The sequence below is a fragment of the Vibrio sp. SCSIO 43086 genome (assembly GCF_051132235.1).
In the GTDB taxonomy this organism is placed as follows: Bacteria; Pseudomonadota; Gammaproteobacteria; order Enterobacterales; family Vibrionaceae; genus Vibrio; species Vibrio diabolicus.
Genome location: NZ_CP072678.1, coordinates 358,836 through 370,955, shown reverse-complemented (window position 1 = coordinate 370,955; position 12,120 = coordinate 358,836). Strand labels below are relative to the sequence as shown.

11 protein-coding genes are annotated in these 12,120 nt (G+C 45.9%); 8 read left to right on the top strand and 3 right to left on the bottom strand.

The features are described from left to right. Positions 1–139: 139 nt before the first annotated feature. Positions 140–454 (top strand): DMT family transporter, encoded by a 315-nt coding sequence (locus J8Z23_RS17930; RefSeq protein ID WP_005395239.1) that lies wholly within the window; start codon positions 140–142, stop codon positions 452–454. An 82-nt stretch (positions 455–536) separates the two neighbouring features. Here the strand turns inward: J8Z23_RS17930 and J8Z23_RS17925 are convergent, their stop codons facing one another. After that, positions 537–1,442: a DMT family transporter gene (locus J8Z23_RS17925; protein WP_434635648.1), complete on the bottom strand. Its 906-nt coding sequence runs from the start codon at positions 1,440–1,442 to the stop codon at positions 537–539. 184 nt (positions 1,443–1,626) lie between these two features. On the opposite strand from J8Z23_RS17925, the gene J8Z23_RS17920 reads away from it, so the two are divergent. The 3 genes from J8Z23_RS17920 to J8Z23_RS17910 all read left to right on the top strand — a co-directional run bounded on the left by J8Z23_RS17920 (position 1,627) and on the right by J8Z23_RS17910 (position 4,310). Further along, complete coding sequence (locus J8Z23_RS17920; RefSeq protein WP_006742305.1) at positions 1,627–2,085, top strand: NUDIX hydrolase; 459 nt, start codon at positions 1,627–1,629, stop codon at positions 2,083–2,085. 114 nt (positions 2,086–2,199) lie between these two features. Beyond that, a complete protein-coding gene (locus J8Z23_RS17915) occupies positions 2,200–2,772 on the top strand; it encodes a GNAT family N-acetyltransferase (protein ID WP_168187759.1) in 573 nt (190 codons plus the stop codon). A gap of 125 nt (positions 2,773–2,897) precedes the next feature. Further along, positions 2,898–4,310 carry a coniferyl aldehyde dehydrogenase gene (locus J8Z23_RS17910; RefSeq protein WP_301610027.1) on the top strand — a complete coding sequence of 471 codons (1,413 nt, stop codon included), beginning with the start codon at positions 2,898–2,900 and terminating at the stop codon, positions 4,308–4,310. A gap of 167 nt (positions 4,311–4,477) precedes the next feature. Here the strand turns inward: J8Z23_RS17910 and J8Z23_RS17905 are convergent, their stop codons facing one another. Then, positions 4,478–4,957 (bottom strand): aminoacyl-tRNA deacylase, encoded by a 480-nt coding sequence (locus tag J8Z23_RS17905; protein WP_434635645.1) that lies wholly within the window; start codon positions 4,955–4,957, stop codon positions 4,478–4,480. A gap of 157 nt (positions 4,958–5,114) precedes the next feature. Between J8Z23_RS17905 and J8Z23_RS17900 the strand changes: the two genes are divergently transcribed. The 4 genes from J8Z23_RS17900 to J8Z23_RS17885 all read left to right on the top strand — a co-directional run bounded on the left by J8Z23_RS17900 (position 5,115) and on the right by J8Z23_RS17885 (position 10,115). Continuing rightward, positions 5,115–6,656, top strand: a complete 1,542-nt coding sequence (locus J8Z23_RS17900) for a glutamate synthase-related protein (protein WP_434635643.1) — start codon at positions 5,115–5,117, stop codon at positions 6,654–6,656. Between the two features lie 185 nt (positions 6,657–6,841). Further along, positions 6,842–9,013, top strand: a complete 2,172-nt coding sequence (katG, locus tag J8Z23_RS17895; RefSeq protein ID WP_074190610.1) for a catalase/peroxidase HPI — start codon at positions 6,842–6,844, stop codon at positions 9,011–9,013. Between the two features lie 177 nt (positions 9,014–9,190). Next, positions 9,191–9,643, top strand: coding sequence for a type II RES/Xre toxin-antitoxin system antitoxin (parS, locus tag J8Z23_RS17890; protein WP_006742299.1), 453 nt, complete (start codon positions 9,191–9,193; stop codon positions 9,641–9,643). A gap of 1 nt (position 9,644) precedes the next feature. Next, positions 9,645–10,115, top strand: a complete 471-nt coding sequence (locus tag J8Z23_RS17885) for an RES family NAD+ phosphorylase (protein WP_301659019.1) — start codon at positions 9,645–9,647, stop codon at positions 10,113–10,115. Between the two features lie 80 nt (positions 10,116–10,195). Here J8Z23_RS17885 and J8Z23_RS17880 read toward each other — a convergent pair whose 3' ends face one another. After that, positions 10,196–12,046 carry an acyltransferase family protein gene (locus tag J8Z23_RS17880; protein WP_301659018.1) on the bottom strand — a complete coding sequence of 617 codons (1,851 nt, stop codon included), beginning with the start codon at positions 12,044–12,046 and terminating at the stop codon, positions 10,196–10,198. Between the last annotated feature and the right edge of the window lie 74 nt (positions 12,047–12,120).

Below are 12,120 nucleotides of genomic sequence, written 5' to 3'. Positions count from 1 at the left end.
TAAAGAGGCCCTGAAATATCAGGGCCTTATTTTTTTACGTTCAATTTTCTGTATATAATAGCGAGTCACAAAGAAGTGAGGACGACCTCACCGCTCTATCTTTTCTCGGGGACGACCCCATCTCGTTGGGAAATATGACATGGCTTGGGGAATTCTCTTCATTGCTGGCTTATGCGAAGTGGCATGGGCTGTCGGACTAAAATACTCACAAGGTTTTACCAAATTGGCGGCATCTGGCTTTACCGTTACGTTTATGGTGTTGAGCTTTTGGTTACTTGGAATTGCATTAAGGACGCTACCACTCGGTATCGCTTACGGCGTTTGGGTAGGTATAGGAGCGATTGGAACGGCAATCGTCAGTATCTACATATTTAACGAGCCCGCGACGCTGATAAAATTGCTGAGTTTACTGCTTATTGTTGCCGGTATCGCTGGATTAAAATTATCCGCTTAACGTCAGTTTAAACATAAAAAGAAAGCCAGAGTCGACTCTGGCTTTTTACGTTTTAGTGTTGTCTCGCTTTGGGGCTGAAGGGTTAAGCGCTGCGCTTAACGAATGGCAATCGCAAATGGTGACCAAATACGTTAATGAGTGCGCCCGCTACAATTAGTGCACCACCGATGTACGTCCAAATGAGCGGGATTTCGCCGAAGAAAATGATGCCTAACAACACAGAAAATACGATCTGAATATACGAGTAAGCAGACGCTTTGCCCGCTTGCTGAGTTTGCATTGCTTTGGTTAATCCCAATTGCCCAACTTGGGTGAATACACCAACCAAAACCAACATGAAAGTCAGATACAGGTCGGGCATAACAAAATCATCGCCAATCAGTAAGAGTGAAGCGGGTAGAGCAACCAGAGGGAAATAGAAAATGATCACTGAACTATCTTCAGTTTGGCTTAGTTTTCTAACAATGACATAAGCAATTGAGCTACCAAATGCGCCCAAGATTGCAATCATTACGCTAAACATAGGTAAAGTGCGCTCTGCTTCTTGTCCTGTTTCTGGACTTACCATTATATAGATGCCGAGTAAGCACAAGGCAATGCAAAGGAACGTCGATGGTTGAATGCGTTCCTTCAAGAAAAAGACGGCTAGGAGCGCAGTAAATACTGGGTGAATGTATTGGAAGATGGTCGCTTCTGCCAAAGGTAAGGTAGTCACCGAATAATATACGCACATCAATGCCATGGTGCCCACTGCGCCACGCGCAAACAGTAATGGCTTATTATTGCCCCATACAGAAATTCGTTTTCGCTTAACATCTAAATAGCTGATAACAAGTGAGACGAGTGCCCTCGCTGCAACAATCTCAAATACAGGGATACCATGAAGACTGACACGCTTTACTGTGGCAGACATTAGCGCGAAACCGAATGCGGAGAGCACCATAAAGCGCACACCAATGGGAACCAGAGTGTTGAATGAATTAGACATTTTACTGCTCATTTGTTGCGACAGATCGCACTTTAGCATACTCAGCTCACAAAATGATCCGTGATATTTAAACACATCTGTCGAGAGTGAGAATAAGCAGTAGACTATGGGTTCTCAAGCAACCTTATCTTTCATTCGCGCATGGAGCACATCTAGGAAATATCTAGATATTTAAGGAGTATACATGATCCCAGTACAAGCGACGCATACTTCTGGCGTTGTCATTTCTAAAATTGATGGCGTTGATAAAATGCTGTTGCTCAAACGTGTTAAAGGTGGTTATTGGTGCCATGTTGCTGGTGGTGTAGAGGCCGGTGAAACCGGATGGCAAACTATTCTCAGAGAACTGAAAGAAGAGACGCAAATTGACGATGTTGAGTTACATACTGCAGACTTTCTAGAACAGTTCTACGAAGCAAAAAATAACCGCATCATGGTTATTCCATGCTTCGTATTATTTTGTCCACCTAACCAATCGGTTGTACTTAACGAAGAACACACAGAGTATTGTTGGTGTACGCTTGAAGAAGCAAAGCGACTAGCCCCGTTTGCAAATCAGCACCACCTTTACGAACATGTGTGGAGGCATTACGTGGATGTGGAATCGTTGACGCCATTTACGTTGATTGAACAAACAGACTAGACGAGAACGCCATCCTTTTAAGCACGTTTGACATAATGAATATGGAAGTTTGTTCTCAACGCAATGAGGCGGTAGGATTTGTGAGTAGTGTTTACTGAAAAAGGGATAATGTGGATGGATGAGGTCATGTGCCAAAAGGCGTATCAAGGAAATAGCATGCAGGCCAGTTTTTCTGTTTCAGACAGGGTCTCAATTGAGCCTCTCACCACCAAACACGCGACTGTTTTACTGGAAGTGGTGAACACGTATCGACACAGCCTCTCTGGCTATTTGCCTTGGACGGACTTTGTGACCAACCGCAGAGAAGCGGTGAACTACATCTCTCAGCGCGTGAACAGCAAAGCGTTAGATGCCCACTGGTGCGCGATTTATTTTGATGAGCAGTTTACGGGTGTTATTGGCATTAAAGGTGTGGATTCGCACACACGCGTCACTGAGATTGGCTATTGGCTTGCCAACAATGGGCGAGGACACCGAGTGATCGACCAAGTACTCGCGGTGTTGATTCCTTTTTTGAAGCAGAAAGGGCACGCGCAATTCATCCAATTCCACTGTATGGAAGACAACATTGCCAGCATAAATATTGCTGAGCGTGCTGGTGCTACATTAAAAGAATACATTGATCACGAGTTCGAGACGCTTGACCGCTCTCAACGGCTCGGCATTTATGAGTTGCGTCTGACTTAGCTCCAAACCCACTGATATTTTAATCAGAGTTCGAACTCTAATTTCGCGAGCGCTACAATAGTAACATTGTTGCGCTCGTGTTAATTTGGAGCGTCATTGGTTGAAACTAGGTTAGGAGAAGCATCATGAACGCAATCGCAGAGGTTGAAGTGGACAACCTGTTACAACAAAGCCTTGATCGCTTAAAAGCGGCGTATGCCGCCGAACCTTATCCTAGTTTGGATGAGCGTAAGCAGCGCCTTGTCTTGCTAAAACAAGCTCTGATAGCGAATAAACAAGCATTGGTGGAAGCGCTGAGTGACGATTTTGGTTATCGTTCCGAATTTGATACCGCCATGACCGACGTTTTGCCGACGGTCTCGCACATCAATTACACCATCAAGCAGCTAAAAAAGTGGTGCAAACCAAGTAAGCGTGAATCCGGTCTGTTGCTTGCTCCGTCGAAAGTGACTGTTCAGTATCAGCCACTCGGCGTGGTCGGGATCATTTCGCCGTGGAATTTTCCTGTCATTTTGAGCCTTGCGCCTTTAGTTACTGCTTTGGCCGCAGGTAACCGTGTGATGATGAAGCTCAGCGAATTTACGCCCAAAACCAATAAAGTCATCGTCAATATTTGTCGCGAGTTGTCTGAATATGTCGAAGTCTTTGAAGGAGAAGCGGACGTTGCACAATCCTTCAGTCAACTGCCATTCGATCATCTTTTGTTTACTGGCTCGACAAATGTTGGTCGCGCTGTGGCAAAAGCAGCGGCAGATAACCTGACTCCAGTGACGTTAGAGCTGGGCGGGAAATCTCCGGTGATCATTGCAGAAGATGCAGACATGAAGAAAACCGTTGATGCGATTTTGTTTGGTAAATGCATCAATGCTGGCCAGATTTGTGTGGCGCCTGATTACGCGTTTGTACCACAAGAACGCGTCGAAGAGTTCATCACGCTGTTCTTAAAACGTTTTGAAAAACTCTATTTGAAATCCAACAAGAATCAAAAGCTGACCCATATTATCAATCAACGACAGTATGATCGTTTGACTGCGCTGCTTGAGGATGCCAAAGCTCAGGGCGCAAGCATCCGTACCGTTGAAGCGTCACCTCAACAGGAAAGGCTTTTGTATCCTCATTTGATCACAGACGTGTCGACAGATATGCGCATCATGCAAGAGGAAATATTTGGGCCATTTCTACCCATCAAGCCCTACAAAGCGGTAGATGAAGCGATTGACTACATTAATCAGCACCAGCGACCACTTGCGCTGTATGTTATGTCGGACAACAAATCGACCGTCAGACATATTGTACGCAACACACACAGTGGCGGTGTCGGCATTAACGACACGGTACTACACGTTGGCGCTGAAGATGCGCCTTTCGGTGGCGTTGGTGAATCAGGCATTGGTCATTATCACGGAGTGGAAGGATTCAGAACCTTTAGCCACGCGAAAACCGTACTCCACACGCCGAAATGGCTGCCAAGGACGGGGGCATTAATGCGTCGCAGAGCTATGGCGATAAAAGCGATTCAAAAGATTTTTGTTCGATAGTGGTTGGATTGAAAAAAAACGCCCAAACGGGCGGTTTTTTGGTTTCTATGCGTTCTAAATTGCGGATTACTAAAAGCCGAGAAGCTTCCGACATGCACCGCCAATAGAAAAAGAAAGGCTCTTTTTGAAAGAGCCTTTTCACGAAATGTCGACAGATTTTTGGAAGTTTAATGCAGAACTTCACTGCTGAATCTTAAGTATTTGCAGTCGTTCATTAGCTCCTTAAATGCCTTTCTATCTAGCTTAATCAGAGTTTCATGATCGCCGGCTTCAAGATAGACATGTTCCAAGTTTGCTAATCTTTCATCACAAACGGTCGACATGTGGTAAGGACTACCAATCGGTGGAATCGCGCCGTGCTCACAATCAGTGAAGAGTCGGTAAACCATACGCTCTTTCACCAAGTGGAAAGTAGCGTTAAATTCATCGTTTAATCTCGACAAACTGATTTTGTTGTTGGCAGGTAAGACCGCCATAATATGATGCCCTTCATGATCCTCAAGAATGACGCCTTTTGCGATATTCATTAAAGGCACACCTGCGGCAACACCACTTTGTAGCGAGCTATGACTGTGGCTGTGATTCACGGTTTGAAAGTGAATGTTATGCTCAGTCAAATATTCATCTAATCGGGTTGCAATCGTCATATAGCCTCCACGTGTATGAGACCCATAAAGAGTATAGGTGAAGCAAGCGACAATCGCGTATTTTACTCTGGTTTCGCTGACGCTCTTTCCGCTCCTGTTCTACGCTTATTGCAAGCCAGCGAGAAAGCATGGTTAACAATAATAAACAGGGGGCAACATGAGCAAGCCAATCATCGCCGATAATAAGCCGATTAAAGTGAATCTAACCGAAGGGCAAGAATATTACTTTTGCCGATGTGGACGTTCTAAAAATCAACCTTATTGCGATGGGTCGCATTCGGGAACAGGCTTAAAGCCAATGAGCTTTACTGCGGAAAAAGATGAAGAAGCATATCTCTGCCAGTGCAAGCATACCTCTAATGCCCCATTTTGTGATGGAACACATAAGCGTTTTTCTTCTGAGCAAGTCGGCAAAGAAGGCCCTGAGCAAAAGCGAGAGAAAAGTGACAAACCGACTGCGTCCGCTACTCAAGAAGAACCAACCCTCGAGTTTATCCACCAATTAGCGAGAGAAGGGCTCTCTAAAATCGGTCATCATGGTCCGATGGCTGCAATGGGGGTTCCTAGGCATTTGCTACCACATTGGGATGCTATACAAATCATGGTGGCGCAAATGGCGACACAACCGTTGTTGGAAGACGTTCCCGTATCAACTGAGTTGATTGTAGGGCCAAACGCGCGTAAGCCGCTCAAACTTGCTATCCCTTTATTGGTATCGGACATGAGTTTTGGCGCACTTTCGGAAGAGGCGAAAATTGCGCTAGCAAAAGGTGCTGAGTTGGCAGGGACTGGTATTTGCTCCGGTGAAGGGGGGATGTTACCTGAAGAACAAGCTGCAAATTCGCGGTATTTCTATGAGCTTGCCAGTGCTCAGTTTGGCTACGATGAATCCAAGCTTCTTAATGTTCAGGCTTTTCATTTTAAAGGTGGGCAGGGCGCCAAAACAGGCACGGGTGGTCATCTTCCAGCAAATAAAAATGTGGGTAAGATCTCTCAGGTGAGAGGTATCCCCGAAGGACAACCAGCGATCTCACCGCCAACATTTAAAGATCTTCATACTACTCACGATTTCAGAAAGTTTGCTGACAGAGTCCGTGGCATCACTGGCGGCATTCCAATTGGCTTTAAACTCAGTGCAAACCATATTGAGCAAGACATACAATTTGCGCTCGATGCGGGTGCCGATTACATAATCTTAGATGGTCGCGGTGGTGGCACGGGCGCGGCGCCAACTATGTTCCGTGATCATATTAGCGTGCCAACCATTCCTGCGTTAGCTCGTGCGCGTAAGTACTTAGATGAAAAAGGCGCAAGTGACCGTGTCACATTAATCATCACTGGTGGGTTGCGAGTTCCTATGGATTTTGTCAAAGCGTTGGCACTTGGGGCAGACGGAGTGGCGATAGCAAACAGTGCGATGCAATCGATCGGTTGCGTCGCGGCCCGGATTTGTAACACCAATAATTGCCCTGCGGGGATCGCAACGCAAAATGCCGATTTGAGGCAGCGTCTCGATATCGAAAAATCATCTCAGCAACTGAAAAATTTCTTCGAATCCTCGGTCGAGCTCATGCAAGTTATGGCAAGGGCATGTGGTCATCACGCTCTGAATGAATTTAGTCATCATGATTTAGCTACCTGGGATCACAACATGGCGAGGCTGTCTGGGATTAAGTATTCAGGTATGGACTTAAACTGATCTCTATCCATATTTTCTGCATATAGGTACATGTTTGATAACATTTATTTATTAGCCGAGATATGGAAATTTTGACTTGGCGTTAACTAAAAATTCAGTGTATGAACTACGCTGTTTGAGGTGGATATTCGATTTATTGAATAACAAAGAGTGGTTACCACAACCACGATACGAAGGAGCATTATATGAGCAACACAAACGGCGGTTCGGTAGGTAAATGTCCAGTTATGCATGGTGGGCAAACATCTACAGATAAGTCGGTGATGGATTGGTGGCCGAATGCCTTAAACTTAGACATCCTGCATCAACACGACTCCAAAACCAACCCATTTGGCCAGGACTTTAATTACAAAGAAGAACTGAAAAAGCTAGATGTCGAAGCACTTAAAAAAGACTTAAAAGACTTAATGACTGATAGCCAAGACTGGTGGCCTGCCGACTGGGGACATTACGGCGGTTTAATGATCCGAATGGCATGGCACGCAGCGGGTAGTTATCGTATCGCGGATGGACGTGGCGGCGCTGCGACAGGCAACCAGCGTTTTGCTCCTCTCAACTCTTGGCCAGATAACGCAAACCTCGACAAGGCTCGCCGCCTTTTGTGGCCAATCAAGAAAAAATATGGCAACAAATTAAGTTGGGCCGACCTGATTGTCCTTGCCGGTAACATGGCGTATGAATCCATGGGCTTTAAGACCTTTGGTTTTGGCTTTGGGCGAGAAGACATTTGGCACCCAGAAAAAGACACTTACTGGGGGTCCGAGCAAGAATGGTTAGCCACAAGTGACGCTGATAACAGCCGCTATTCTGGTGAGCGAGATTTAGAGAACCCGCTTGCTGCGGTAATGATGGGTCTTATCTATGTGAACCCTGAAGGGGTGGACGGTAACCCAGATCCCCTCAAGACAGCACATGACATGCGTGTGACCTTTGCGCGAATGGCAATGAACGATGAAGAAACTGTCGCGCTCACAGCGGGTGGTCACACGGTCGGTAAGTGTCATGGTAATGGTGATGCCGCAAACCTTGGTCCAGAGCCCGAAGCCGCAGACGTTCATGAACAAGGTCTTGGCTGGATTAACCACAAAACACGTGGCATTGGCCGTGACACGGTAACGAGCGGCATTGAAGGTGCTTGGACGACACACCCTACACAATGGGACTACGGATACTTCCACCTATTATTTAAGTACGATTGGGAACTGAAGAAGAGCCCAGCAGGTGCATGGCAGTGGGAGCCAATCGACATTGAAGAAGAAGACAAGCCTGTCGATGTTGAAGACGGCTCTAAGCGCTACAATCCAATCATGACTGACGCCGATATGGCGCTCAAAATGGACCCTGAATATCGCAAGATTGCAGAAAAGTTCCAAAATGACCCAGCGTACTTTGATGACGTTTTTGCTCGTGCCTGGTTTAAGTTGACACACCGCGATCTAGGACCAAAATCATGTTATTTCGGACCTGATGTGCCAAGCGAAGATCTTATTTGGCAAGACCCAACGCCTGCAGGTAAGACAGACTACGATGTTGATTTAGTGAAAACAAAAATCGAAGCAAGTGGCCTATCCATTAGTGAGCTAGTAAGTACGGCGTGGGATAGTGCGCGTACTTACCGTGGCTCTGACCGCCGAGGTGGCGCAAATGGTGCGAGAATTCGTTTGGCTCCGCAAAAAGATTGGCAAGGAAACGAGCCAGAGCGTCTAAGTCGTGTTCTTGCTGTGCTAGAAAAAATAGCAGCAGAAGAGGGCTGTAGTGTTGCGGACGCTATCGTGCTTGCTGGTAACGTAGGTATTGAACTGGCTGCGCGTGCCGCAGGTCATGATGTTTCCGTACCATTCGCGCCAGGCCGAGGTGATGCCACCCAAGAGATGACGGATGTTGAATCATTCGAAGTTCTTGAGCCTGTTGCTGACGGTTTCCGAAATTGGTTGAAGAAAGACTACGCGGTTAAGCCGGAAGAGTTGTTGCTCGACCGAGCGCAGCTTATGGGTTTGACAGCACCAGAAATGACGGTACTTATCGGTGGTATGCGCGTTTTAGGCAGTAACTACGGCGGTGGAAAAGAGGGCGTATTTACTGACCGAGTAGGCACTTTGTCGAATGATTTCTTCGTGAACCTTACTGACATGGCATATACGTGGAAACCAGTGAGTGCTAATCAATATGAAATCCGTGATCGTAAAACCGACGCTGTGAAGTGGACGGCAACCCGTGTGGATCTTGTCTTTGGCTCAAACTCGATTCTACGTTCGTACGCGGAAGTGTATGCGCAAGATGATAATCAGGAAAAATTCATCCACGACTTCATCGCTGCATGGACGAAAGTCATGAACGCCGACCGTTTTGACTTGTAGTAAGTGAAACGATGCAAATCGGTAGATGCGTAAACAAAGTTGATGAATAAGTAAGAGAGGCGGGCGCAAAGCTCGCCTTTTTCTTTACCTGTCTTTTTACTTTGATTGTTACTTTGATTGAAAGTTAAGCTCATTTGAGCCATAATAACTAGACCATATGAACCATAGGAGCTTGATATGGCAACTGCAGCATTAAAAAGCTTTAAGCCGAAACAATCTCATAAAGCCAATTTCTGGCTTATGTTAGGTATTGAAGATGCTGAAACGGGTCGTATTGATGCGGTTCACAAAGGCTTTGAGCCCAAGGTATACCGGAACATTGTTGATCGAGTAAAGCTTTCTCAAAGTGAATTCCAACATGTGACACTGATTCCTGTTAGTACAATTAAGCGTCGTCTTAAAAATGATGAGCGTTTTAATACTCAAGAGAGTGATGCAATCTATCGATTAGCGATGTTATTGAAACTCGCAACAGAGTTGTTTGACGACGAAGAACGCGCGTTAAAATGGATGAGAGAAAATGTGTACGGCTTAGGTGGAAAACGTCCACTTGATATGGTGTCGACTACGGTTGATTTTGAAATCGTAAAAGATTTGATCGGCCGTTTAGAGCACGGGGTGTTCTCGTAATATGAAGCTCTATCGTCTCACACAAAAGAAATTCGCTGACACGCCATTTAGCCCCGTTGGCGCAAAGTTATTTGGAGGGCGATGGAACTCAAAAGGAGCCGAAGCCCTCTACTTCTCTGAATCGGAATCCCTTTGCTCGTTGGAAGTGTTTGTTCACGTAAATAACGATCCAGCTATCACCAAACTGTACGATTTATATCGTATTGAAATGCCAGAATACCTCATCGCCACCTTAGATGAAGAAGATCTCCCAGTGACGTGGCGAGCAATACCGGCGAGCGAGTCTACACAGTACATTGGTGACCAGTTTCTAAATGATCCTCATCCCGAGTTTGCCGCACTGCAAGTGCCTTCAACGATTTCACCTCGTGATAAAAACTACGTGGTGAACCCAAATCATCCCAAAATGAAAGAGATCATCAAGAAAGCCGAAAAGCTCGATTTCGCGTTTGACCCACGCATTTTCAAATAAACACGCTGGCTTTCTCTCGCTTTAAAATATTCAGCGCTTACCTGAGATAAGCGCTGAAGCATAAAAGTTTATTCTCTTGGTTATTGCCGGTCGTAAGTGAACTGTTGCGCTTCATTTGTACTGTTGTGGTAATGCCCAAGCACTAACTCAGCACCTTTGTAAGATAAATGGCTGTCATCGGTATACATGGCGTTGTTCGCACCAACTTTCATTCGACATACGCCATTTCTGCAAATGGCATCGGTCAAGTCGACAAACTCAACGTGCTCAAATTGCTCAAAGTAGTTCACTAACTTCGCCACGTTTTTTGGATGATGTCGCTTGGGAGAGAAATCGCATGCGGACTCTTCTGTCTCGCCAAACAAACGCGCTTTCCAAAGGCATTCTCCTACCGCAAAAGGTGCGGAAGGGGTTGGGCCGAAAACGACCACTTCTTTCCCTTCCAGTTCATTCAGCAATCCAGTTAATGATGCCTCATAATCGGCTTGTGAAAGCTCTTTATTGAAGTTGGAAGAGATAACGACGCGACGAATAGAAGGGGTGCGCAAAATGGTATCGACTGCCTGTTTGAAGAACTGTCGGCAAGAAACTGAGCCAGCCTCTTTGATGATATCGATATAACCGACCGCACAGGAATCTTGAGTCAGTTGCACCACGCCAGTTGGTGTTACTTCGGACAGACGCTTCACGTAAACCATGCTGTGACTATTGCCTAACACAGCGATGGTGGGCTGCGGCGCAGACGAGCACACATCGTTAACGTCAGTGTTGCCGTTGCAATTTAAACCGTAACCGTTATTAACGCGCATGGCCTCGAAAAATGCGCTTCTTTCTGGAAAACCACCGTTTTGATGACCAATAACGCCGAACGTCAACAAGGGTAACGTCAAAACCGCAATAACCGCAGACACAGTGCGCATGCTCATGGCTTTTCGGCTGCGGAACGGCTTTTCAACAAAGCGCCAAGTGAAGTAAGACAGTACAAAAAGAGCGGCAATGTAAAGCGAGATATTGACGTCTTGAGTTGCGTCCAGCATGTAGCGGTAAAACACAAATAGCGGAATATGCCACAAGTACAAGCTGTAGCTGATTAAGCCGACGAACACGACCCATTTTAGGCTCAGTAATCTACCGCAGACATTGTCTTTAGAGGCAAACAAAATCACCAACGCGCTACCGATGACCGGCACCAGCAGCGTAATGCCCGCGCCATCTTGCGATTTTTCAAACAAAAGCGCGGAAGCCAATATCAAAACGATGCCAATGGTTGCCAGCGTATCGTTGGATTGAACTTGAGCTTTTCTCATTACTAATGCGAGTAATGAACCGGTTGCCAGCTCCCAAGCACGAGAGAAGATCATGTAGAAGGCGAAATCAGGATCGTTGCTCGCATAGACAATAGTCATCAAACTCAGCGCAAATACCGCGACAAAAAAAGTCAGGAAAAACGCGTTTTTGCCACGAGCGAGAAGCATGAGTAGCAAAGGAATGACAATGTAGTATTGTTCTTCAACGCCCAAGCTCCAAGTGTGAAACAGCGGATTGGCTTGCTCTTCTAAACCGAAGTAATTGTGGCCTTTTAAATACAGAAGAATGTTGGATGAAGAAAGAATAGAAGACACTGCGAACTGACCAACATCTTTGTGTGCTTGTGGCAAAAATAGCCACCAAGACATCAAATAGCTTACGGCAATCACCAACAGTAGCAGGGGAAGTATGCGGCGAATGCGTCGCTCATAAAAATCACCGAGGCTGAACTTCTGGTTTTCCAAATCGTTAATCACGATGGTGGTGATCAAATAGCCGCTGATAACAAAAAATACGTCGACGCCAATAAAGCCACCAGCGAACTGCTCAACTCCTGCATGAAACAAAATCACCAACGTGACAGCAATCGCCCTTAATCCGTCTACTTCCGCTCTGTAAGTCATATCGTGTCCCTCCAACATTCCGTTTAACGAAGTAGAGCAAAATATGAACCAGAAATAATGTTGCTTTAAATCAG